The 23,503-nt window shown below is 35.7% G+C and carries 23 protein-coding genes; 20 read left to right on the top strand and 3 right to left on the bottom strand.

Annotation, left to right across the window (positions count from 1 at the left end; all coding sequences use genetic code 11):
* The 17 genes from ACN9MR_RS02180 (at position 1) to ACN9MR_RS02100 (ending at position 18,132) form a co-directional block, all read left to right on the top strand.
* Entirely contained in the window at positions 1 to 975 is a 975-nt protein-coding gene (locus tag ACN9MR_RS02180; protein WP_426328045.1) for a glycosyltransferase family 2 protein, read from the top strand.
* The gene (locus tag ACN9MR_RS02175) at positions 972 to 1,994 is read left to right on the top strand and encodes a glycosyltransferase (RefSeq protein WP_426328044.1); all 1,023 of its coding nucleotides are present in this window, start codon (positions 972 to 974) and stop codon (positions 1,992 to 1,994) included. Before ACN9MR_RS02180 ends, ACN9MR_RS02175 begins: the two co-directional genes overlap by 4 nt.
* Before the next feature lies 1 nt (position 1,995).
* Positions 1,996 to 3,237 (top strand): glycosyltransferase family 4 protein, encoded by a 1,242-nt coding sequence (locus ACN9MR_RS02170; RefSeq protein ID WP_426328043.1) that lies wholly within the window; start codon positions 1,996 to 1,998, stop codon positions 3,235 to 3,237.
* The gene (locus tag ACN9MR_RS02165) at positions 3,219 to 4,475 is read left to right on the top strand and encodes a hypothetical protein (RefSeq protein ID WP_426328042.1); all 1,257 of its coding nucleotides are present in this window, start codon (positions 3,219 to 3,221) and stop codon (positions 4,473 to 4,475) included. The genes ACN9MR_RS02170 and ACN9MR_RS02165 overlap by 19 nt, the downstream gene beginning before the upstream one ends.
* Before the next feature lie 591 nt (positions 4,476 to 5,066).
* Positions 5,067 to 6,368, top strand: coding sequence for a hypothetical protein (locus ACN9MR_RS02160; protein ID WP_426328041.1), 1,302 nt, complete (start codon positions 5,067 to 5,069; stop codon positions 6,366 to 6,368).
* Positions 6,355 to 7,230 carry an aldo/keto reductase gene (locus ACN9MR_RS02155; protein ID WP_426328040.1) on the top strand — a complete coding sequence of 292 codons (876 nt, stop codon included), beginning with the start codon at positions 6,355 to 6,357 and terminating at the stop codon, positions 7,228 to 7,230. Before ACN9MR_RS02160 ends, ACN9MR_RS02155 begins: the two co-directional genes overlap by 14 nt.
* 19 nt (positions 7,231 to 7,249) lie before the next feature.
* Positions 7,250 to 8,755, top strand: a complete 1,506-nt coding sequence (locus tag ACN9MR_RS02150; protein WP_426328039.1) for a GMC family oxidoreductase — start codon at positions 7,250 to 7,252, stop codon at positions 8,753 to 8,755.
* Positions 8,756 to 8,841: 86 nt separating this feature from the next.
* Positions 8,842 to 9,921 carry a glycosyltransferase family 4 protein gene (locus tag ACN9MR_RS02145; RefSeq protein WP_426328038.1) on the top strand — a complete coding sequence of 360 codons (1,080 nt, stop codon included), beginning with the start codon at positions 8,842 to 8,844 and terminating at the stop codon, positions 9,919 to 9,921.
* Positions 9,905 to 10,582, top strand: coding sequence for a class I SAM-dependent methyltransferase (locus tag ACN9MR_RS02140; protein ID WP_426328037.1), 678 nt, complete (start codon positions 9,905 to 9,907; stop codon positions 10,580 to 10,582). The genes ACN9MR_RS02145 and ACN9MR_RS02140 overlap by 17 nt, the downstream gene beginning before the upstream one ends.
* Positions 10,575 to 11,537, top strand: coding sequence for a glycosyltransferase (locus tag ACN9MR_RS02135; protein WP_426328036.1), 963 nt, complete (start codon positions 10,575 to 10,577; stop codon positions 11,535 to 11,537). Before ACN9MR_RS02140 ends, ACN9MR_RS02135 begins: the two co-directional genes overlap by 8 nt.
* A gap of 438 nt (positions 11,538 to 11,975) precedes the next feature.
* Positions 11,976 to 12,932, top strand: coding sequence for a hypothetical protein (locus ACN9MR_RS02130; RefSeq protein ID WP_426328035.1), 957 nt, complete (start codon positions 11,976 to 11,978; stop codon positions 12,930 to 12,932).
* Between the two features lie 2 nt (positions 12,933 to 12,934).
* The gene (locus tag ACN9MR_RS02125) at positions 12,935 to 14,020 is read left to right on the top strand and encodes an acyltransferase family protein (RefSeq protein ID WP_426328034.1); all 1,086 of its coding nucleotides are present in this window, start codon (positions 12,935 to 12,937) and stop codon (positions 14,018 to 14,020) included.
* Entirely contained in the window at positions 14,017 to 15,252 is a 1,236-nt protein-coding gene (locus ACN9MR_RS02120; RefSeq protein WP_426328033.1) for an XrtY-associated glycosyltransferase XYAG1, read from the top strand. Before ACN9MR_RS02125 ends, ACN9MR_RS02120 begins: the two co-directional genes overlap by 4 nt.
* On the top strand, positions 15,249 to 16,106 hold the full coding sequence (locus ACN9MR_RS02115) for a glycosyltransferase family 2 protein (protein WP_426328032.1): 858 nt from the start codon (positions 15,249 to 15,251) through the stop codon (positions 16,104 to 16,106). Before ACN9MR_RS02120 ends, ACN9MR_RS02115 begins: the two co-directional genes overlap by 4 nt.
* A 100-nt stretch (positions 16,107 to 16,206) precedes the next feature.
* A complete protein-coding gene (gene xrtY / locus ACN9MR_RS02110; RefSeq protein ID WP_426328031.1) occupies positions 16,207 to 16,827 on the top strand; it encodes an exosortase Y in 621 nt (206 codons plus the stop codon).
* Positions 16,796 to 17,386 (top strand): WcaF family extracellular polysaccharide biosynthesis acetyltransferase, encoded by a 591-nt coding sequence (locus tag ACN9MR_RS02105; protein WP_426328030.1) that lies wholly within the window; start codon positions 16,796 to 16,798, stop codon positions 17,384 to 17,386. The genes xrtY and ACN9MR_RS02105 overlap by 32 nt, the downstream gene beginning before the upstream one ends.
* A gap of 20 nt (positions 17,387 to 17,406) precedes the next feature.
* Complete coding sequence (locus ACN9MR_RS02100; RefSeq protein WP_057932680.1) at positions 17,407 to 18,132, top strand: polysaccharide deacetylase family protein; 726 nt, start codon at positions 17,407 to 17,409, stop codon at positions 18,130 to 18,132.
* On the opposite strand, the gene ACN9MR_RS02095 is transcribed toward ACN9MR_RS02100, so the two are convergent.
* Entirely contained in the window at positions 18,122 to 18,745 is a 624-nt protein-coding gene (locus ACN9MR_RS02095; RefSeq protein ID WP_426328029.1) for a class I SAM-dependent methyltransferase, read from the bottom strand. The genes ACN9MR_RS02100 and ACN9MR_RS02095 overlap by 11 nt on opposite strands.
* A 226-nt stretch (positions 18,746 to 18,971) precedes the next feature.
* Here ACN9MR_RS02095 and pepE point away from each other — a divergent pair, with 226 nt between their 5' ends.
* A complete protein-coding gene (gene pepE, locus ACN9MR_RS02090) occupies positions 18,972 to 19,667 on the top strand; it encodes a dipeptidase PepE (protein ID WP_426328028.1) in 696 nt (231 codons plus the stop codon).
* A 142-nt stretch (positions 19,668 to 19,809) separates the two neighbouring features.
* On the opposite strand, the gene ACN9MR_RS02085 is transcribed toward pepE, so the two are convergent.
* Entirely contained in the window at positions 19,810 to 21,081 is a 1,272-nt protein-coding gene (locus ACN9MR_RS02085; protein WP_426328027.1) for an MFS transporter, read from the bottom strand.
* 59 nt (positions 21,082 to 21,140) lie between these two features.
* A complete protein-coding gene (locus ACN9MR_RS02080; protein WP_426328026.1) occupies positions 21,141 to 21,344 on the bottom strand; it encodes a hypothetical protein in 204 nt (67 codons plus the stop codon).
* Positions 21,345 to 21,543: 199 nt separating this feature from the next.
* On the opposite strand from ACN9MR_RS02080, the gene ACN9MR_RS02075 reads away from it, so the two are divergent.
* Both ACN9MR_RS02075 and ACN9MR_RS02070 read left to right on the top strand, forming a co-directional pair.
* Positions 21,544 to 22,293: a hypothetical protein gene (locus tag ACN9MR_RS02075; RefSeq protein WP_426328025.1), complete on the top strand. Its 750-nt coding sequence runs from the start codon at positions 21,544 to 21,546 to the stop codon at positions 22,291 to 22,293.
* Between the two features lie 541 nt (positions 22,294 to 22,834).
* Positions 22,835 to 23,434: a GIN domain-containing protein gene (locus ACN9MR_RS02070; protein ID WP_426328024.1), complete on the top strand. Its 600-nt coding sequence runs from the start codon at positions 22,835 to 22,837 to the stop codon at positions 23,432 to 23,434.
* Positions 23,435 to 23,503: the final 69 nt, after the last annotated feature.

The raw sequence follows: 23,503 nt of genomic DNA, 5'->3' as shown, positions 1-23,503 counted from the left end.
TTGGATTCTCCACTTGTTTCAGTCTGCATGCCTGCCTACAATGCAGAAAATTATATTGCAGAGGCTATTGAATCTGTTTTAAAACAGTGCTATAAAAACTTAGAGCTTATTATCGTAAATGATGGTTCAACAGATAAAACCCTTGAGGTAATAAATAGCTTTTATGACCAACGGCTAACAGTGATTACAATCGAAAATTCGGGACAATGTTCAGCCGCAAATAAGGCATTTTACCTTAGTAAAGGAAGCCTCATTAAGTTTATGGATGCTGATGATATTATTTCTCCGAATTTTATCAGCTTACAAGTTGAAAAATTAAATGGAAATGAGGATTTCATTGCTTCAGCAGCCTGGGGCAGATTTAACAATAATGACCTCTCAACATTTAAACTGAATCCGGAAAGCGTATGGAAAGATATGCAACCAATAGATTGGTTAAAAGAATCACTCTTATCTGGACAAAATATGATGCAGTGTGCTTTATGGTTAATTCCACGGGGTATCTTGACAAAATCAAAACTTTGGGATGAAAGATTGAGCCTAATTAACGATTTCGATTTTTTTATCCGCGTACTTTTAAGCTCCAATAAGATCTTGTTTACTCCAAATGCGATATTATATTACCGCTCGGGAATAAGCAACTCATTATCGGGTCTAAAATCAAAAAAGGGCTTAGAATCTGCATTTTTATCAACAAAACTAGGTACAGAAAGCTTGCTTAGGTTCGAAAACAGTCATATCGTACAAAAAATTGCAGCAAACCAGTTCCAATATTGGAAATATCAGTTTTATCCAACTGACATGGAACTTTATTATAAATGCAAGAAAGAAATTAAAAGACTTGGTAGTTCGAAACAGAAAATGGAGGCTGGTGGGATCACCAAATTTCTAAATGGATTTTTGGGGTGGAAATTAACTAAGCGCCTTAAAATTCTTATCGAGGGTTTTTATAAAACAAAAAAAAACACGAATTGAAAATTCTTTTAATTATGGATCCCGGCATACCTATTCCACCTCCGCTATATGGTGGCCACGAAAGGTTGGTATATATGTTTGCTGTTGAATATTTATCATTAGGACATGAAGTAACCATACTTGCGGGGCCAAATTCATTGGTTGCAGGTACAAGGACAATTTCTTTCGGTAAAAACAACCTAAAAAGGTCGGGTTTACAAAAGTTTAAGGAAGTTTTATTTGCTTGGAGTTTTTTAATTGGCAATAAAAATAAATTCGATGTAATCCATAATTTCGGAAGATTGGCCTACCTGTTGCCAATATTGAATATATCATCTGCAAAAATTATGACTTATGGTAGGGAGGTAGCGAAAAAAGGGATTAAACTTTTTAATGCACTTCCTAACAATAATGTTGTATATACCGCATGTAGTGACTATTGTGTAAGTACCGGAAATGTAGCTGGTCGCTGGGAAACAGTATATAATGCAATAGATTTTTCCAAATATAAATTAGAGGAGAAAATTGAAGATGACGCGCCGTTAATGTTTTTGGGCAGGATGGATCAGGAAAAAGGACTGCAAACAGCGATAAAAATAGCCAAAGAAACTTCGAGTGTTTTGTTAATTGGCGGCAACATACCACATACGGTAGAGAATATAGGTTATTTTAAAGAGTTTATCGAGCCTCACTTCGATGGTAAACAGATTATATACCTCGGTGCACTGAACGATGAACAAAAAAACTTCTATCTCGGTAAATCAAAGGCTTTATTATTCCCCATAGAATGGGATGAGCCATTTGGAATGGTTATGGTAGAAGCAATGGCTTGTGGCACGCCTGTTATAGGGTACTCCAAAGGTGCTGTACCTGAAGTCATAGACCAAAACATAACCGGTTTTTACAGTAACCTATACATCGATCTGGTTAATCGTGTTAAAACTGTTCAACAATTTGAACGTAAGAAAGTGAGAGCAACCGCCGAAAAAAAATTTTCCGTAAGCGTTATTGCCAAAAGATATCTTTCATTGGTCAAATAACATGAGAGTCTCTGTAGCATGTTCCTCCGTTGCCCCACATGTAAGGCAAACTGTTATGGCTTATTATGATGCCAATTTTCTGGATCTATTTTATACTTCTTTTTTTTTTCATCCGCAGTATAATTTTTCAAATTTTTTAGGGAAATCAGGCTTCATAATTAACAACCTGAAGAGAAGATCATTTGATTCTTTACCGATCGCATACTTTAAAAGCAGACCTATTCCTGAATTAATCAGAACATTCTCTTCAATTGCATTAATTCCATCAGTTACCGACATCATTTGGGAATGGGCGGATTTGGGTTTCGACTCATGGGTTGCCAAACAGATCGGAAAAAATATCGATGCCATTCACGTTTATGAGCATTCAGGGCTAAATACAATAACAAAAGCTAAGAAATTAGGAATATTAACTATACATGAACAATCCAGTGTGCATGAATCATTTTTAATCAAAATAATGGAGGGGCAAATACAGCTATACCCTGAATTTAGCTCTCATTTTACCATGCTCGAAAATAATATTAAAACATTAAGAAGAAGCATTAGAAAAGGTAAACAGTTGGAATTAGCAGACATTATTTTATGCAATTCAAGCTTTACTAAAAGGAGCCTTTTAGCTGCCGGGTTCTCTGAAAATAAAATAAAAGTTATCCCTTTAGCGTTTCCAAAACCAATAGAAAAAATTAAACCAAAAAAAAAGGATACTCCCATAAGATTTCTTTATGCGGGTAACCAATCTTTCACAAAAGGCATACACTTATTGTACCAGGCCTGGAAAAATTGCAGTTTTGCAGAAAACGATGTAGAGTTATGGGTTATAGGAAAAATGATGCTGCCAAAAGAACTCACAACCAATCTGCCCGGAAAAGTTGTAATAAAGGATAATATTCCAAATCATGAGCTTATGGAGCTCTATTCAAGTGTTGATGTGTTTATATTACCCACTTTGTCAGATGGCTTCGGCATGGTTGTTACTGAGGCCATGTCACAAGGCGTACCAGTAATAGCAACTGAAAATTGTTGCGCCCCAGATATAATAGAAAATAATAAAAATGGCTGGATAATTCCGGCAGGGTGTATCAACTCGCTAACAAAACAAATGCTTTGGTGTAGTAATAACAGGGATAAATTACCAGAATTTGGCGGCGCTGCATTATTAAAATCAGCTGAATGGCAATGGCAGGATTACAGAAAAAAATTAGCTAAACTAATAGAAGATTCATGCAAAAACCGAGTTTAAACAAAAAAGTTTGTTTAATAACTTCTGGACATCTTTCTTCAGATCCGAGGCTCTGTAAAGAGGCCTTAACATTAAGCCAAAAAGGCTTTGATGTCCATATCATTTTTGTTCAAAATCTAGAATATCTTGCTGGCGCAGACCAGGCAATCTTATCAAACAATCCAACCTGGACAAGCGATAAGCTGAAATATCCAAAAAGGAATGTTAATACTTTAATATTCAGAAAAATCCCTGCTGCCATCAGTAAGTTTCTCTCAATACTTAGCTTCAATCAAACCATTTTTCGTTTATCTGCTGTGCTGATCAAAAATCAGAATTTTTACTGGCAAGTTTCCAAAGCCATAAAAGCCAAAGCAGATTTATACATCGGACATGATTTGGGCGCATTACCAGTAATTGTTGCGGCTTCTAAAAAAAACGGTGCAACCTCTATATTTGATGCAGAAGACTTTCACAGGTATGAAGTTACAGATGAAGAAGATTCAAAAGAGTTTAAAATAACTAGATACATTGAAGATAAGTACATATTAAAAGTAAATTTATTAACAGCTGCAAGTCCACTAATTGCTGCTCAGTATGCAAAACTTTACAATACAAATGTAACCAGCATACTAAATGTATTCCCCCAAGTAACAATTAAAGAAAAAAATGAGACTGAAAAAGGATTGAAATTATTCTGGTTTTCTCAATCCATAGGCCCTGGCCGGGGATTAGAAAATATTATCCTTGCTATCAATAAACTGAAAGATAGTGTCGTATCGATTACTATCCTCGGAGATTTGGCTAAACCTGATCAGGTGTATTTTAACAGTTTTTTTAGCAAAAACAATATCGATACAGCACAAATACATTTTGAAAAGCCAATTTTATCAGATAAGCTGATAGATTTTACATCTAAGTTTGATATCGGTTTGGCAACAGAAATAGGAATTCCAAAAAACAGGGATATATGTTTGACGAATAAAATATTCACTTATATCCAGGCGGGTATCGCTGTATTTGCAAGTGATACTTTAGCTCAACAAGAATTGATGGATAGTTTGCAAAATGTTGGGGTTGTTTATAAAAAAGATGATATAGACGACATTTCTTCAAAATTGACCAGATACCTTCTAAATAGAAATATACTAAAAGAACATCAACATAATGCCTTGAAAGCAGGGCGCGAAACCTTTAATTGGGAAATTGAAAGTAAAAAATTTCTTTCTGTTATAGAACAGGCTTTATCGTTACGATAACAAATGTATAAACCAGTCAAAAAAAGCTCAGATATTCAAAAAAAGAAAAATCTCCACCTCGAAGTGATAAGGGGCGGTGCGTGCTTGTAAGTTGTAATAACGCATCTATCAATGAGATTATCAATCATGAACCACTCTTTTAATCCACATTATACAGCTGTTCCATTTTTCTGTTTTTCTCATCCAACACAAAGTTTACCGGAATTATGTGGTTATTAATAATAGAATTATGGTACTACAATCTTTCATATTTATTTCGGCATGCGTTTTTATTGCTGAAGATTTGAGTTATACACCCCTGATTAAATTTTTATATATATCTTTTCCAGTTATTTCACTTCTATTTAATATTAAGTTAGTTTGTTCTTTTTTAGCGGCATTATATAACAAACTCATAAAGCCATTACTAGCACAGATTGAAACTATTTCGTACAGCCTTTAACTGATCCCTGCCCCAATAATTATTTTTTTTATTAAATAATCTGGGCAGCTTAATTAAGGTACTATTGTCTATTCTTTCGTTTACAATAATCAGCATTTGACCGGAGACGATTTTTCGGCCATTTATTTAAGAATCTAAAAAGCAATCAGTTGAAAAAAGCATTAATCATTTCTCCATACTTTGCTCCTTCTAATGCTGCTGATATGCAGAGGATAAGAATGAGCTTACCTTTTTACAAGGATTTTGAATGGGAAGTTCAAGTCGTGTGCGTTGCAGAAAAGTACACTGATGCCGTTTTTGATTATCTTCTTAATGAGTCTATACCAAATGATATAAAAATTCATCGTATTAGGGCCTTATCAAAAAAATGGACTTATAAATTTGGCCTTGGCAGTATTGCGCTCAGATCCTTATGGTTCTATAAACAATATGTAAACCGCTTGCTTAAAAGGGAAAAGTTTGATCTTATATTTTTTTCTACCACACAATTTCCGGTTTGCATCTTAGGACCATATTGGAAGAAAAAATTCGGGATCCCTTATCTTATTGATATGCAAGACCCTTGGTTTACCAATTATTATGAGGATAAACCTAAACACAAAAGGCCAAAAAAATATTGGTTTTCCTATCGCCTCGACAAGTACTTAGAGCCAATTGCCATGAAGGATGTAAATGGATTAATGGCAGTTTCAGATGCATATTTAGATGATCTGGTTATTCGATATCCCCACATTGAAAAAATTCCCAAAGCGACAATTACTTTCGGGGGATTTAGAAAGGATCTTGAAATTGCAAAAACAAATCATGATAAATTGGCATTGGCTTTTGATAACGACAAAGCGTTTAAGCATATTGTATATGTCGGGCGGGGCGGTTTTGATATGGAAAAAGCAGTAAGTTTATTGTTTAAAAGCTTTAAAGAATGCTTATCAACTGATAGGAAATTATTTGACAAACTTAGGTTTCATTTTATAGGAACCAGTTATGCTCCACTGGGCAGTGGTCAAAAAACAATCTTTAGCGTAGCAGAACGTCTCAGTGTTGGTGCTTATGTTACAGAGCAAACAGATAGGATATCTTTTTACGACAGTTTATACAATTTACAAAGTGCAGATGCGTTATTTATCCCAGGTCATGAAAAACCAGCATACACTGCATCAAAAATGTATCCATATATCATGACGGAAAAGCCAATACTGGCTGTATTTAACCTGGAAAGCAGTGCTGCCCAATCGTTGATCGATTGTAAGGCAGGTTATGTTGCCGACATTCTTGATTTTAAAAAATCGAGTAAAACGATAAACTTTTTTTTAAAGGGGGTAGCAGAAAGTAACCTGCCACCGAATAGAACAGATTGGACAGAATTTGAAAAATATAGGGCAAGGGCAACTACCCAAAAACAATGTGAGCTGTTTGATTCTTGCCTAAAAAAAACTGATGATGGAGCATAAAGCAATTTCAGGCCTTGGTTATGGATGTGTTGGACTGGCAACCTACAGTAATTTGCCCCATAGTTTAAATCTTTTAAACCTAGCCTTTGACATGGGAATTACCTATTTTGATACTGCCCCTATTTACAGCAAAGGCTATTCGGAGAAAATATTGGGTGTATTCTCCAGAAACAAAAGGGATAAGATTCAGATTTCAAGCAAATTTGGATTAGGTGGTGCCTCAAAAAATTTGACACCAATTTCTTGGGCCATGTTACTAAATAAACAAAATAAATCAAAAATCCATGCCAGTCCTGGCCCTATAAAATCAGATGCAAACATTAGCTATCGCCGGATTGATCAAAATCAAATCGATAAAAATCTCCACTCCTCTTTAAAAAGACTTAGAACAGATTATTTAGATTGTTTTCTATTACATGAGGGAATCTCGTCCTTTTTAACCGATGAATCCAAATCTTATTTACTCGAATTAAAAAAGGCTGGAAAGGTAAAAAAAATAGGCTCGGCCGTTAATTTTCATCATACGCAGCAGGATCCTGATCTCAGTTTCTGGGATGTATTACAGTATGAAAATAGCCCCTCTTACAATAATTCGGATCGGTTTATTCAGGAGTACCCAAAACACGAACACATCTATCATAGTTGTTTAAAACAAATTAAAAATTTTCATATAAAAAGCATAGCACCAAAAGATTATGCAGGTCTGGTATTGGCTTACGAACGAAAAAAAAATCCAAATGGCAAAGTTTTATTCGCCACTGGAGATTATAACCACTTTAAACATAATGTCCAAACCTTTCAAAAATATATCGATAAACCTGAAGCGCAATTAAAGGATATAATTGATCATGCCCTTTCATAAATTCGACAATTTTTTTCATTTGGATACAACAGTCCACTTCGATTATACCATAATAGGTGCAGGTGCGGCAGGTATTTGTCTGGCTGTTAATTTAACCAAACAGGGTAATAGCGTAATGCTAATTGAAAGTGGCCTTCCCGAAATTAGCGAAATCCATCAAAGGCTGAATGAAGTAGTTTTAACGGGAAAACACATGAATGGCATAAGTTCTGGAAGAAAAAGAGTTATAGGGGGCACCACTGTTGCGTGGGGAGGCCAATCTCTTCCCTTCTCCCCTATTGATTTTGAAAAACGTGATTGGGTCGAAAATAGTGGTTGGCCGATATCGTATAAAGAAATTTCCCCTTTTTACATAAGGGCCAATCAGTTTATGGGAATTCATGATCATGGATATTTCTGTGATAGTAGCCTCAAAAAAATCAAGCTGAAAAACCCAGGTTTCGACAAATCGATATTTGATTATCACATTTCTAAATGGGCAAAAGAGCCAAACTTTAAAATATTATATTCGGATTATCTGGAAAAAAATGTTTTTACCTTATATAACGCTTCAATAGATAAGCTATTTGCTAAAAACGGTAGAATCAAGAGTATTGATATCATTAATAGCGATTTGCATAAAACCCGGATTCAGGTAAATCACTTAATCTTAGCAACCGGAGGTGTAGAAAGTACGCGTATTCTCCTCGGTCATCCAGAACTTTTTGATTTAAACGGCCAATATGAAAAGATTGGGAAAGGTTTTATGGATCATCCATGCCTCAATATAGGCCATATTGAACCTTATAATGATTTTCGACTGCAAAGGTATTTCAATACACATATTTACAAGGGATACAAACAAAGCATACGTTTAAGTTTAAATCAAAAAACACAAATTGACAAAAAAATATTAAATGGTTCTGTCAGCTTATTTTTTGAAACAGAAAGCTGTAACGATCTATTTAGTCAGTTAAAAAGCTTAAAGAAAAAATTTAGCGTCAACGCCTTATTAAAATTATCAAGCAATATTAACAAAATACCAAAAATCATTTACGCCTATATTTTTAAGTCATTTATTTTTAAAAGTAGTGCCAAGGCTACTATTTCTTTAATGATTGAGCAAGAATCTACTCCTTCTAGCTATCTAATACTATCTGATGAATTGGATCATCTTCATCAAAGAAAAATAGCCGTTAATTGGGATATTAGTGATGCTACCTGGAAAACAGTTATAGAAATTGCTAGCTTATTGAAATCTGAACTGGAACATCTTAATTTCGGAAAAGTGGTTTATCAAAAGAGTATAACGGCCGATTATAAGGGATGGAAAAATCTTTTATCTGATGTTAACCACCATATGGGCGGTTTGAAAATGAGTAGTGATAAAACAACAGGTGTAGTAGATCAAAACCTGAAAATATGGGGAATAGAAAATTTACATATAGCAAGCACAGCAGTATTTCCCACTTCTTCGCATTCAAACCCTACCCTAACATTACTCGCATTATGCTGTAGATTGGCTGACCATTTATCAAATAAGTAAAATTGAAAAAGTTAGCTGTTATTATCAGTCACCCCATACAATATTATTCGCCTGTTTTCGAAAAATTAGCGCAATCCTGCGATTTAATGGTTTTTTATACTTTAGGTGTTGAGAATAAAACCGACCAAGTTGATAGTGGTTTCAAACGAAAAATATCATGGGATTTACCTTTGTTAAAAGGTTACAATTATACATTTATTGACAATGTTGCTGCAAAACCGGGATATTATTTTAAAGGTATCGTTAATCCAGGTTTAATTACAGCCATTAAAAATTTCAATCCAAATGCAATATTAATTTATGGTTGGTCTTATCAGAGCCACCTTAAAGCAATGAAATATTTTAAGAACAAGGTACCAATTTGGTTTAGGGGTGATAGTACTTTGTTAGATCAGTTCTCCATATATAAAAGACTAACAAGAAAACTTTTCTTAACATGGGTTTATAAACATATTGATTTGGCTTTTTTTGTCGGCACAGAAAATCAAAAGTATTTCAAAGCTCATGGTTTAAAAACAGAACACTTGATATTCACCCCTCATGCGGTCGATAATGACAGGTTTGGTCAAAACAGATTATCTGAAGCTTTGGCATTACGTAAAGATTTAAGCATTTCAAGCCATGATATCTTAATTTTATTTGCAGGTAAATTTGAAGAGAAAAAGGATCCGTTGATCTTATTGAAAGCTTTTGTTGAATTAAATCGACCTAATACACATTTACTTTTTGTAGGGAACGGAGAATTGGAAAAAATACTCAAAATAGAAAGTAAAGAACAAAAAGCAATAGGTAATCGCATCCATTTCATGGATTTTCAGAATCAAAGTCAAATGCCGGTAATTTATCAGGCCTGCGATCTTTTTTGCCTACCCTCAAAAGGCCCAAATGAAACTTGGGGATTGGCTGTAAATGAAGCAATGGCTGCCGGTAAAGCTGTATTGGTGTCCTCTAAAGTAGGATCTGCAACTGACTTAATCTTCCCAGCTGAAAACGGTTATATATTTAAGAGTGCCGATCAGAGAGATTTAACTGAAAAGTTGGATATTATTACCAATTTACAAACGCTCGATCTTTTTGGAAAAAAATCTAAAGAGATCATTCAACACTGGAGTTTTACAGAACAGGTGTCTGTATTTATTGAAAAATTGTATGAAAGTATCAGATAAAACGTATTCAAACGTAGGAAATTCAAATATTCTCCAGTTTATCAATAAGGATGATTGCAGGGTTTTAGATATTGGATGTGGTGCAGGGGACAATGCAAAAATTTTAAAAGGCCAAAATCATTTCATAGATGGTATAACATTGTCAGACGCTGAAAAAAAAATAGCGGATCAATATTTTGAAAACGTTTACATTTTTGATTTAGAAAATGGACTCCCATCTGAGGTAAAAAACAATCATTATGATTATATTCTCTGTTCCCATGTACTTGAACATATCGCATTTCCTGAAAAGCTATTAAAAGACCTTGAAGAAATAACTTCCAAGCAAGAAACCAAAATTCTTGTTGCCTTACCCAATATAATGTATTACAAAACAAGAATTAAAATTGCTTTAGGCAATTTCGATTACACCGATGATGGAATAATGGATTACACACATTTACGATGGTACACAATAAAGTCTGCTAAAAAACTATTCTTACGCTATAATTTTGCTATTCAAACCTCTTATGTAGATGGCCTGCCTCCATTTTATAGTTTTTTTAAAATTTTGGGGATAAATTCGGTAAAAAACATTAAGAAATTACTATTTTTCATATCCCCATCATTTTTTGGCTCTGAAATAGTTTTCGAATTAATCCACTCACCATCATATGAATAAAATATCAGTTATACTCCCTGTTTATAATGGCAGTAAATATTTAGAGCAATCTATTATTTCCGTGATTGAACAGGATTGTAAAAATTATGAATTTTTGATCTGTGACGATGCATCAAAAGATTCAAGTTTGGAAATTTTAGAGAAAATAAGAAATAAATATCCAGATCAGGTTAAGTTATTTTTTAATGATGAGAATTTAGGTTTATTTAAAACGCTCAATAAATTGATATTCAATTCATCTTCACCACTCATACACCTTTGGGCGCAAGATGATGTGATGATGTCAAATTGCCTAAGTGAATGCATTAAATTCCATGAAAAATTTCCTGAGATTAGCATGAGTTATCATGGAGTTGAGTATGTTGATGAACATTCAGATATTATCAAATCAGACAAAATTGACCAGACACCAGAAATCATACCTTCATGGCTTTATGCCCGGATTTCCATTAAATGGGGCTGCATAGCCGGCAACATTGCTAACGTTACCCTAAGTAGGGCTAGCCTACAAAAAACCGGACTATTCGATGAAAGTCTTTTGTTAAGTGGAGATTTTAAACTCTGGACAAAACTAGCTTCTGATTCTCCAATTGGAAGGATAAGCAAAAAATTAATCTTTTTGCGAAATCACCGCGAACAATTAAGCAAAGACAGTAAAAAAATAGCCTTAAGAATTCAGGAGGATTTACCCATACAGAAAGAAATTTTGGAAATGCTGAACCCAGATGATAAAAAATCAGGAAAGAGATTTTTCAAATGGAAAACACAAACAGCTTACTTTAATGATATGTTGTTTCTTCTTTCTTTACGGGAATATCCTGGTTTTAAAATCTTGGCAGCAACCTTAAAAAAGGAAACCAATATTTACATTCTTTTTCTCCGTTGGTTAGTTATCCGTTTTTTACGGATAACAAAACTCGATAGTTGGTTTTATCACAAAGTTTTACAAAACTAAATGGGTGCGTTTAAGAATATAAGTAAATCTGGTATTATTGTCTTATCTATTCTGCTTTTTTATGCAGTAACAAGCTTCAACCCCTTAGCAACTACCTGTGCCGTAATTACACCATTTTTATTTTTAAAACTCGTTTGGAAAGAAGATGAAAGTCCGTTCATTTTTATGGCATTGTTAGTCCAGTGGCTCTCGGTTACCATAAAAATCTTTTACGCTAATTTTCTTAATGTAAATTTCAGCGACCTTTTCGACAATTATAAATGTGTCGAAAAAGCATATTATTATAGTTTAATTGGCTTAATTTTTATTGCTATCGGTATCCACACAGTTATAAGAAGGTATGCTGTAGAAAAAGATGATTATAACAAACTTGCGCTAAATTATGATTCAAGAAAATTAGTTCCTTTATACATAATTGTATCGCTCCTTTATCCGTTCATGTTTAATTATTCATATGCCTTTGGAGGCTTACAGCAGCCGATTTCAAAATTAGCTGATTTCAAATGGATGGTTTTCTTCATTTTTATGTTGAGTTGCTTTAGCACAAAACAGTTTAAGCTTTTCGGATTAATAGCGGGGATGGAAATTATATTAAGTTTAACAGGTTTCTTTTCGAACTTTAAAGATTATTTCTTAGTGATGTACGGCGGCTTAGCCTTGGTTTATTTAAAAAATTTAAAGGCTAAACATATACTACCTTTAGCAAGTTTAGGTATTGCCCTTATTTACATGGTTATTATTTGGCAATATATTAAACCAGAATATAGAGGCTATTTAAATGGAGGTCAAATAACACAAACAACAATACGAAGTAATAGCGAATCTTTTTCGAAATTAGGTGAACTGATTAGTAAAGTCGACAAAGATGACATAATAGATGGCTTTACTCAAACTGTAAATCGCTTGTCTTATATTGATTTTTTCTCCGCAACAATAGAATATGTTCCTAAAAATGTTCCGCACACTCATGGCCGTTTGTGGGGGGATGCCTTAGAACGAATAATAAAACCAAGGCTGTTTTTTCCTAATAAATCCCACATAGACGACTCTGAAACAACAAGAAAATATTCGGGAATGAAAGTGGCTGGAGCCGAATCGGCAACCTCGATAAGCTTAGGTTATATAACAGAAAATTATATAGATTTTGGTATTCCAGGCATGTTTGTAAGCCTATTCTTATTTGGTATTATTATTGGTGTAGTCTATAAATATGTTATGACAAGTAGTCCGAACAAACTCATAGGCACGGCTATGATTATTCCGCTTTTCATACTAATATATTCATTTGAGTCGGCTTTAAACAAATTTTTCGGTGGTCTTGTAATGTACCTGATCATCTATGAGCTTATCAGAAGATTTGTGCTCAAAAAATTTTTAGTGCAGATCGAAATATAAAAATGTCCCAAAGGTCCTATATTTTAGATTTAACCAGGTGGATAGCCGCTCTTTTGGTTGTGTCTGGACACATCCGTTCATTTTTGTTCGAAGATTATCGATCACAGGATGCTAATCTATTGGAAAAGGCTTTTTATTTCATTACAGGTTTTGGCCATCAAGCAGTTATAATATTCTTTGTATTAAGCGGTTATTTAATAGGAAAAACGGTTATAAACCAATTTAAAAATGGTGCTTTTATATTGAACAAATATCTTGTTTCTAGAATAACAAGAATATACATTGTATTAATTCCTGCATTATTATTTACTTATCTTATTGATAAGGCTGGGATTTTTATAGACAAGGATGGGATTTATAAAACATATAACCAGATCATTTCTCTACAGGTAAACCCTTCCTCCAGACTAGGTTTCAATTATTTTATATGTTCGTTATTTATGCTTCAAAATATTTGGTTGCCGGTATTTGGAAGTAATGAGCCTTTATGGAGCCTTTCACCTGAGTTTATATATTATCTATTAATCCTTTTGTTCGCATATATTCCTTTTGTAAAAAAATATTTATTTAAAATTATAGCCATTCTGCTTGCAATTGCATTTTTCTTTATCCTTCCATCCTACATTTTAAAATACTTTTTAATCTGGATCTGTGGACTTATTCCATATTTCATACATATAAAAAAAATATCATTAAGTTATTTAGTGATATTTGGATTTATTGGTTCGTTAGTATTTAGTAGAATTTACAGTATGGATGAAATGGACTTTATCAATGCAATATCTTTTTCTCTGTTAATCGCCATAGCAAATGATAAAAAATTGTTAAACATGAGATTTAATTTCAGCAAAAAGTTAGCTTCATTTTCATATTCATTATATTTAATTCATTTTCCTTTAAGCTTGTTTATTATCGTTTTTACAAACAGATTTTTAACTCCCTCCATAAAAATCAATCTAAATCTTTATTCCTTATTAATTTATTTCGCAATACTTATAATTGTTTATATAATCAGTTATCTCTTTGCTAGAATAACAGAATACCACACAGAATTCATTAGAAAAAATTTTATGAATTTAATACATTGAATCTAATTCACATCACAGCTTCCTACAAACCTGCCTACATTTACGGCGGGCCTATACAAAGCGTTGCGAAACTTTGCGAAGCGATAACAGCGCTAAGCGACAAGCGTGAGGCGGAAAGCAAAGTTAACTTACAGGTTTTAACGACTACAGCAAATGGACCAGCTGAACTAGACGTAACTATAGGCAAACCTGTTTTAATTGATGGCGTAAAAGTTACCTATTTTAAACGCTGGACCAAAGATCACAGCCATTTTTCGCCGGGGTTATTGTGGGATTTACGTAAAGAGATCCTTCGTTGCGCTCAGGATGGCAACAAGATCGAAATACCCAAACGCCAAACACCAAACGCCAAACTCATTATCCACATTCATGCCTGGTGGAACCTCGTTTCGGTCTTAAGCTGTTTGGTGGCAAAGTGGTATGGGATGCAGGTGGTGCTTTCGCCAAGGGGTATGCTTACAGCTTATTCGCAGCATAACCGAAGTTCATTTTCCAAAAAGCTTCTGCACAAGCTGATGGGAAAAAAGCTTTTGCAATATTGCCATATCCACGCCACCAGTATTCAGGAAAAGCGCGATATCCTTGAGATCATTACGCCAAGAAGCATTACAGTAATCCCGAATTTAGTCAATTTAACTTCAGAAGTACCAATTATAAAGTATCAAGTATCAAGTCGGAATAACCTTAAATCACCAAGTTTCAAACTTATTTTTCTTTCACGTATTGAAGAAAAAAAAGGACTTGAGCTGTTGTTCGATGCCCTATCCTTACTCGATATAGATTGGCAGTTGACTATTGCAGGTTCAGGCAAAAAGGAATATGTTGCAGGCTTACAGGTAAAAGCGCAAAGGTTAAAACTAGATCATCGCATCAATTGGACTGGACAGGTTTCAGATCGGAACAAATATGGGTTAATGGCTAAACACGATGTACTGGTACTGACCTCCTTTAACGAAAACTTTGCCAATGTGGTGGTCGAAAGCCTGAGTGTTGGAACACCTGTTTTAATATCCGATCGAGTGGGTTTATCAGATTATGTATGCGAGCAGCAATTGGGCTGGGTATGCGCACTGGAAGCCAACGATATTAAAGAAAAATTAATAAACTCGTATCGCGCTAAAGAAGCCAGAGAAAAGATGAAGCAATCTGCACCAGAAATCATCAGGAGAGATTTTAATGATCAAGCTTTGGCTAAACGATACCTAGCGTTGTATAGAAGATTGGCCCAATGAACCAGGAATTCAGCTTTATCATTTTAACTTTTAACGAAGAGGTTCATCTTCCCCGTTTATTAGCCTCCATCAAAGATCTACAGGCCAATACCTTCATTCTGGACAGCGGAAGTACCGATGGAACGTTAAATATTGCCAAAACATATGGTGTAGAAGTAAAAAACCATGCTTTTATCAATCATCCTAAACAATGGGATTTTGCGCTGAAAAATTTTAATATTAAAACGCCATGGACAATCGGACTAGATGCCGATCAATTGGTTACACCAGAACTTTTCAACCAACTTCAAAAATTTAGGCACGCAGATTTCGAAGGTATAAACGGGATTTATTTTAACAGAAAAAACTATTTCCAAGGCAGCTGGATCCGCTATGGGGGCTACTACCCTATTTATCTGTTGAAGATGTTCAGAACCGGAATCGGTTATTCTGATTTGAATGAGAATATGGATCACCGCTTTATTGTTCCAGGCAAAACCGTCATCTGGAAGAAGGGGCACTTACTGGAAGAAAATCTTAAAGAAAATAATATCGATTTCTGGTTTAAAAAACATGAAAAATATAGCGACCTGATTGCTGAGGAAGAAATAGAGCGGACGAAAAAGCTACGGTCCCAAACATTAAAACCAAATATATGGGGCAATCCGGACGAAAAAAAAGCCTGGCTAAAAAGGCTTTGGTGGAAATTGCCGCTGGGATTGCGCCCCTATTTGTATTATGGCTACCGCATGGTATTTCAATTCGGTATCCTTGACAATAAAACCGCCAGAAAATTCCACTATCTACAGGGGCTCTGGTTTAGAAAACTGGTAGATAGAAAAATTCTGGCTTTGCGAAAGCAAAATGAACAATGATCTATACCATTACACCCATCATGATTAATCGTACAATCAGTATACTATAACCATCCCGCTTTAAATCAGAAAAACTTACCTTTGTACATCCGAAGAAGATATGAACGAAATCCAGGCCAAAGAAGCTAGAAAACAAGCAAATAGAAAAGCAATAAAATTTATAGTAGCACTTTTTATATTATATATCTTATTCAGCCAGGCAAACCTGTTTATGAACAGCGTAACTAGCCCAGACGCAAAATATTATAACGCAACAATCAGTACACATTTCAATTATATACAAGGATTAAGAACAGCATTAATCATTCCTGCTGTATGGATCATCAAAGCCTTTGGTTTTTACGCCATCTATAACGAAACGGATGTGATGGTTGTGGCAGGCCCGTACCTCCGTGTTAATTATTCTTGTTTGGGGCTTGGCGTGATGAGTTTTTTGGCTGCCTTTGTACTGGCATTCCCAGCACCGTGGAAATCGACCTTTAAGATGCTGGCTATTGGGATTTTAACCATCTATATTTTAAATGTCTGCCGGATTGCTGGTTTAGGTGTTTTACTTGGCTTTTTTGAATCCCAACGACAAAACTTTACCTACCACCACGAAATCTTTAATATTATTGTTTATATCTGCATTTTCACGCTATTGTATTTCTGGATCAAGAAAAATACCAGGAAAACGGACAAAATAGAAGTTGGAGAGAACGATCAACCAAAAGAAGATTAATATTCCATTGAATAAAACTCAGCTCTATAAAAACTTTAATACCGGCGATTTTAAGATCGGCGCATCACTATTGAAACAGTTTTTATGGTACTTTACAGATGTATTCTTTTTTAAAAGCAGACTTATGCCGAGCAGTTCAGTACTTGTGTTCTTATTGAGGTTATACGGAGCGAGGATCGGAAAAGAAGTTCGTATTAAACCCGGCATTCATATCAAATATCCATGGAAGCTTATTATAGGTGATTACAGCTGGCTTGCCGATTGTTATATCGAGAATTTAGATCTGGTGCGCATTGGTGCAAACTGCTGTATCTCGCAGAACGCCATGCTAATGACGGGAAATCATAATTATGCCAAAACCAGTTTCGATCTGATTACTAAACCAATTTTAATCGAAGATGGCGTATGGATCGGTGCTGAAGCCAAAGTTGCTCCTGGCCTTCATTTATTCAGTCATGCTGTACTTTCCATGGGTAGTGTTGCAACCAACGATCTTGAAGCGTATTCCATCTATCAGGGCAACCCTGCCATAAAAACAAGAAAAAGGGAAATCCACTAGTCTTGAACATTCCAATTATCATGCTCCACCATATCAATAATCTTCCCGGCCCAGGCCTGGAAAATTGGAGCATCAGTGAAGAAAAGTTCATCCTCTTGCTCGACACCATTGAAAAGCATGGGTTTACTACCACTACATTTGAACTGTTAAAAGATCATAATCACCAAAGGCGGCAGAAGGAAGTGATCCTGAGTTTTGATGATTGCCCGGCTGCACTTTTTGAATTCGCTATTCCAGAACTACTGAAACGAAATATGAAAGCTGTATTTTTTATCCCAACGGGCGAAATTGCTGGTTTTAACAGGTGGGATGTATCGGAACAGGGCTTTTCAAGGTTCAGTTTAATGAATGCCGAGCAGCTCATTTATCTTTCTAATCTCGGCATGGAGATTGCGAGCCATGGCAAACATCACCTAAGGGCAAATAAAATCAGTGAAGAAGTATTTTATCAGGAAATTTTGGCTGCCAAAAATGAACTCGAAGCGCTTCTGCAAAAAGATATAGTTGCCCTTGCCTATCCCTATGGCGAGGTTCCCAAAAATTACAAAACACTGGTCAGCCAGGCAGGCTATACTTTTGGACTTTCGATCTATCAGCGGAGATCGAATCAGTTTGCACTGCGTAGGATAGGCATCCACACACGCGATACTGAAAGCTCCATATCTTTTAAACTGAGTAAGTCCTATCAGTTTATGCGTACATTCTTTGATCCAATTCTCTGGATAAAAAAGGCTACTAGGGTCTAAATACCACCACTTTCCATTTTTGATTGTTTTCATTAAGTATCTCTTGAAAAGAGATAAAATTGAAGTGCTTTTTGAGTTTCTCCCAGATTACATCATGGCCTAAAAAATCGCACATGGAAATAATAAAATACCCACCCTTATTTAAGTTCTGGTTTATACATTTATGAATGGTATTTAACGGCCTGTTGAAATAATACAAGGTTTCATTGAAGATGATTACATCAAACTTCCCTTCCAACTTTTGGTAGTCGAAATCTAACTGCTTAAAGTTAGCCTCTACAAATGAAGCTTTTGCTTTTTCAATTGCATTGCCAGATATATCGATTCCCAGATAATTTAGTGACGCTGTCGTCGCTTTAAGGTAATGATAAAGTACGCCCTGACCGCACCCCACATCTAAAATCTTACCCGATCCATACTTTTTAAACAGATCTACAATAGCTAAATAATGATCTTTTTCAGCTTCAGCGTAAAGATAATCCCAATCCTTACCACAAAACTGTTTTTCCCATATTGATTTGGATATCCGGTTACCAAAGCCAAACTTAGATAATACGAGTGTATACAGCAAACGTCTGATTTTATTTTTGACCTTATCGAAAAGAAGCTCCATGTTAAAAATCGGGATTGATAGACGAATAATTCTCCAGAAAGATGATTCTTTTGAGGATCATAAATATTTGTAAACAAATATAATTTTCCTAGTGGAGAGATGAACAATAAAAAATATTTTATTCTAGTTTTAAAAATCGAACTGAATTTCTATTTAAACCCAAAAGTCTGTTCATTTTTTAACTTTGCAAAACAAGCTTTTAAAAACTGGAAATAAATTTACCAAAATGAATGTTATCCTAGCCTCTACTTCTACGCTGTTCGGCGGCAATTATCTGGAATACCTAAAAGATGAGCTCATTACGCTCTTTGCAGGGATAGATGAAATTATATTTATCCCTTTTGCAAGGCCGGGAGGCATTTCGCATGAAGAATATACTGCTAAGGCCCGTGATTTTTTCTCACAGCTAAATATCAAAGTTAAAGGCCTGCACGAATTCAATGATCCCGCTGCGGCGATACATGCCGCTAAAGGTTTTTTTACCGGCGGAGGCAATACTTTTCTTCTGGTAAAAACACTTCATGAGCTCGGACTGATGAAGCATTTAAGTGAAAACATCAAACTGGGCAAACCCTATCTGGGCTGTAGCGCCGGAAGCAATATCGGTGGCATAAATATGAAAACCACCAATGATATGCCTATTGTATATCCTCCTTCTTTTGAATGCATGGGACTTGTTCCTTTTAACCTTAATCCCCATTACCTCGATCCAAATCCGGAGTTAAAACATAACGGAGAAACAAGGGAAACGAGGATCATGGAGTTTCTAACACAGAATACCATAAAGGTAATAGGCCTGCGCGAAGGCAATTGGATCAGGATACTAGATGATAAAATCACTACAGAGGGAAGTGAAAACACAAGGATTTTTGAAGCAGGCAAAGCCCCATATGAGCTGTCACCGGGCAGTTCTTTGTTATAATTAATTTATTGAAGCGCCATACAGTGATCAAAATTAAACCATAAATATCTGCAAGTTTATGATTGATTTAATATCATAAACCTGCAGATATTATTCTTCTAATGCATTGGGACGGATAGTCTATAAAGTCATTATCTTTTAGTTACAAAGCAACAGACCTGCTCTTTTTTCGTGAACGCAGGTAGATAACCAATCCACCAAACGCCACAATCAATATAATAGGGATAATCAGTGTAGCCTGCAGAATTTCTGGGCCTGCCAGATTTTTGGCATTGGCAAGCGCTTGCGCTGATGCTGAATTTTCCGGAGCTTTTAAATAAGCATCGAGCGGGGCACCAGCAGGTAAATGTTTAACAATCAGGTTATCGTAAAAGCTCCCCATAAACATGGTATAAATAGAAACAGCAAACATCCCTGCACCCCCCATTAGGTTTAGTCCAAGTGCTCCGGACTTAGGAACGTTTTCCGCTACAAAACCGATCATCGTTGGCCAGAAATAACAGACACCTATACCGAAAATAATTGCAGCGAAGAAAACAGAATTTCCGGTAAAAGTGCTCAGCATATAAAGTCCGGCTGCAGCAAATATTGCAGATAAGAGCAGTACACCCTGGGGCGCAAGACGGTGAACCACAGGTTCGGCAAAACCCCGGCCAATTACCATAATCCCGGTAGTAAGCGTGAGCAATAAAATGGCGTTATCCGTTACATTTTTCAGTAACAAACCTATCCATTGACCGGTAAATAACTCGGTAATGGCCGTACCAAACATACAGATGAACATAAAGATAAACAATGGAGAAAATACTGCTTTATACATATCTGAACTGGAGTAACCAGATGATACCCTTTCGGTAACCGGAAAATCTAACTTCGAAAACAGGTATCCGTAAATTAAAGTAGGAATAATCATCATGGCCACCTGCACCTTCCAGCCCAGTCCGAAATGAACAAACAAGGTAACCAGTAAGGTACCGATTACAATGCCTCCAGGAAACCACAAATGAAAATGATTTAATTTGGTTGTTTTATTGTCTGGATATAAAGCGGCTACCAATGGATTACATGCAGCCTCTACTGTACCGTTGGCAATCCCGATTAACAGGGTAGATAAAAACAGGCTCCAGTAGCCCTGAGCAAAAATGGTGAGGACAATTCCGGCCAGATGGAAGATAAAGGCCATTACCAGCAAACGTTTCATGCCGATCATATCGACTACAAATCCTCCGACCACAATAGCCAGCGGAAATCCCCAGAAGGCAGCAGCCGTAATGGTACCCAATTGGGTGGTACTCAATTGAAAATCAATTCCGAGCTGGTTCATGATCCCGGCGCGGATGCCGAAAGAAAGGGAGGTAACCAATAACGCCAGGCAGCTTGCCCAGAATAGTTTGGTGGTTTGAATGTTAAGCATCTGTTCAGATTTAGGTTATAATTTGTTTTAATTCGAAATAGGGAAAGAGATTTTAAAACCTAGGCCAGTTGTTCTTTAAGAACAGTCCAAGCAGGGAGTTTCTTTAGCCTTTTGGCTACAATCTTCAGGCAGGAAATACGCTGGGGTTTGAACCAGGCTTCTAATTTAATGAGTTGACGCTCCTCCATTTTTCTGGAATATTTGGTTTTATCACACACTACAAGGGGTAGTGTTCTGATTAGATTATAATCATTAATCGCCATAATAATAAACAATTGAATCGATTAATGCAACCGATTGTGTAAACATTGTTTTTTTGCTGGTGAGATATGATCCACTCCTGCAGCTGTGACAGCAATACGCAATAGATCGATACGTACTGTGTTGCTGAACGATAAATTTGATTTTCTCCGTTTCATTCTATAAATTGGTGCAGAATCTTACCCAGTTCCGTTAACCATTATGAAAAGATATTTTTTTATTCTCTTTTTAGCAATCTCTTTTTCTGTACAGGCACAGTCTAATGCTGCCAATTACAAATACATCATTGTGCCAGAGAAATTTAGTTTCCTCAAACAGATTAATCAGTATGGCTTAAATACCCTTACCAAGGCTTTTTTTGAGGAGAAGGGCTTTACCGTTTATTTCGATAATTCAGAAATACCAGCAGAAATTGCAACAGACAGATGCAAGGCCCTGGTAGTAGAATTGCAGGAAAACAATAGCATGTTCGTTACCAATCTTACCCTTTTACTTAAAGACTGTAAGGGCACTGTAGTGATAAAAAGCAAGCAAGGCAAAAGCAGAGAGAAAGAATACGAGACTTCTTACAATTTGGCATTGAAAGATGCATTTACATCTTTTAACGATTTTAAATATGTAGCAGGCAGCCCAACGGTAGCTACCAACCCAACACCTGCCCCGGCAAACGCAGCGGCTACAACAGCACCTGTACCGGTTAATCAGCCAATCGCCGCCAAAACAGAACAACAAGAGGGGCTATTGTATGCCCAGCCTATAAGCAATGGCTATCAATTGATAGATGCAACGCCTAAAATTGTAATGACTTTACTCAAAACCTCTGTAGACGACTGTTACATTTCCAGCAACGGAAACGGGAACGGCGTAGTTATAAAAAAGAACGGAACCTGGTTTTTCGAGTACTACAAAAACAATGCTCTTGTTTCCGAAAAACTATCGATTAAATTTTAGTCATTATAGCGAACTCCAAAGGGCAGAATATCAAACATCTGCCCATTTAAACCCAAGTTCTGAGCTTGGGTAATATTGATTTAGCCGATCTCCTTAAACTACTTACTCAAGATTCTTTTTTTCAGACAGATAAATGGCTTTATAGATCAAGCTGTTTGAAGTATTATCAGCTGCTGACTGATCAAGCCCAACTTCCCCTTTTTTCTAATTAAGGGCCATCATCATGGCCTCCATTTAACGATGGCCACAGTCTTTTCGACCAGCTTAATGGTTTTAATTTCATTTATTTCAAGGCCTTAAACTACTTAGCGTATTGGAATAATTCTGGAACATTAAGTTAAGACCTATTGTAAAAATTGAACCACAGGTATAGATTCATCCATAAAATGAACTTCTTTTCGCCTGATTTTTAAACCTGTTCGTCGAGAATTAAGCTGTGTTGGTATAATTGAGCATTTTCTGCTGCAACGTTTCGCCTATAGTGGCGTCTTATCTACAAAACAATCGCAAAATATTAATTAAAAATATAAACAACAGCATTATGAAAACCTCAATCAAAACCCTAACAAAATCAGTATTAGCAGCTATCGTTTTAACTTCTGCTATTTTCTCTACAAGTGTAATGGCAGGCGAGAAACAGCCAATCAAAATGTCGTCACCTAAAAACATCACCCAGGTTATTGTAAGCGGAAATGTAGAAATTACGCTGATACAAGGAGAAAAAGAAAGTGTAAGCTACAATGACGATAATACTGGTAAAGCAAAAGTGATCCAGGATGGACATGCATTAAAAATCAGTTCGGCAGATAGAAATACAGCGAAGATTACTATTTATGTAAACAACATTTATAGAGTACAGGCATCTGAAAATGCAGTAGTAAAAACTGCTGGAAAATTAGATGCTAAATACCTACAGTTATTCTTAAAAGGAAATGCGGTTGCAGAAATCGATTCAGATACAGAAAGTTTATACACTGTAATTGAAGACCGTGCAGACTTAAAATTAAGCGGAGCTACCGGAGAGCATATCTTAGTAATGGGAAGCACACCAAAATTGAATCTAGACAGATTTGCAGCAATGAAAACACAAATAACCTCACCAGTAACCGGTACAGAACAAACTGCTTCATTAGCAAAATAATAAATAGAAATTTAACAATCGAAGAGCGATGAAATCTATTCATCGCTCTTTTTTGTTGATACACCTCTC

Origin of the sequence: Pedobacter sp. R-06, assembly GCF_049913135.1 — a bacterium.
Taxonomy (GTDB): Bacteria; Bacteroidota; Bacteroidia; order Sphingobacteriales; family Sphingobacteriaceae; genus Pedobacter.
The sequence above is the reverse complement of the archived record's forward strand: the minus strand, read 5'-3'. Positions and strand labels throughout refer to the sequence as shown.

Bases quoted from the DNA above. Each gene is read 5' to 3' on its own strand.
- ACN9MR_RS02095 (WP_426328029.1), bottom strand. From the start codon at position 18,745: ATGGAGCTTCTTTTCGATAAGGTCAAAAATAAAATCAGACGTTTGCTG.
- ACN9MR_RS02115 (WP_426328032.1), top strand. From the start codon at position 15,249: ATGAACCAGGAATTCAGCTTTATCATTTTAACTTTTAACGAAGAGGTT.
- xrtY (WP_426328031.1), top strand. From the start codon at position 16,207: ATGAACGAAATCCAGGCCAAAGAAGCTAGAAAACAAGCAAATAGAAAA.
- ACN9MR_RS02125 (WP_426328034.1), top strand. From the start codon at position 12,935: ATGTCCCAAAGGTCCTATATTTTAGATTTAACCAGGTGGATAGCCGCT.
- ACN9MR_RS02130 (WP_426328035.1), top strand. From the start codon at position 11,976: ATGTTTAATTATTCATATGCCTTTGGAGGCTTACAGCAGCCGATTTCA.
- ACN9MR_RS02170 (WP_426328043.1), top strand. From the start codon at position 1,996: ATGAGAGTCTCTGTAGCATGTTCCTCCGTTGCCCCACATGTAAGGCAA.
- ACN9MR_RS02070 (WP_426328024.1), top strand. From the start codon at position 22,835: ATGAAAACCTCAATCAAAACCCTAACAAAATCAGTATTAGCAGCTATC.
- ACN9MR_RS02165 (WP_426328042.1), top strand. From the start codon at position 3,219: ATGCAAAAACCGAGTTTAAACAAAAAAGTTTGTTTAATAACTTCTGGA.
- ACN9MR_RS02085 (WP_426328027.1), bottom strand. From the start codon at position 21,081: ATGCTTAACATTCAAACCACCAAACTATTCTGGGCAAGCTGCCTGGCG.
- ACN9MR_RS02100 (WP_057932680.1), top strand. From the start codon at position 17,407: ATGCTCCACCATATCAATAATCTTCCCGGCCCAGGCCTGGAAAATTGG.
- pepE (WP_426328028.1), top strand. From the start codon at position 18,972: ATGAATGTTATCCTAGCCTCTACTTCTACGCTGTTCGGCGGCAATTAT.
- ACN9MR_RS02135 (WP_426328036.1), top strand. From the start codon at position 10,575: ATGAATAAAATATCAGTTATACTCCCTGTTTATAATGGCAGTAAATAT.
- ACN9MR_RS02140 (WP_426328037.1), top strand. From the start codon at position 9,905: ATGAAAGTATCAGATAAAACGTATTCAAACGTAGGAAATTCAAATATT.
- ACN9MR_RS02080 (WP_426328026.1), bottom strand. From the start codon at position 21,344: ATGGCGATTAATGATTATAATCTAATCAGAACACTACCCCTTGTAGTG.
- ACN9MR_RS02075 (WP_426328025.1), top strand. From the start codon at position 21,544: ATGAAAAGATATTTTTTTATTCTCTTTTTAGCAATCTCTTTTTCTGTA.
- ACN9MR_RS02145 (WP_426328038.1), top strand. From the start codon at position 8,842: ATGGTTTTTTATACTTTAGGTGTTGAGAATAAAACCGACCAAGTTGAT.
- ACN9MR_RS02155 (WP_426328040.1), top strand. From the start codon at position 6,355: ATGATGGAGCATAAAGCAATTTCAGGCCTTGGTTATGGATGTGTTGGA.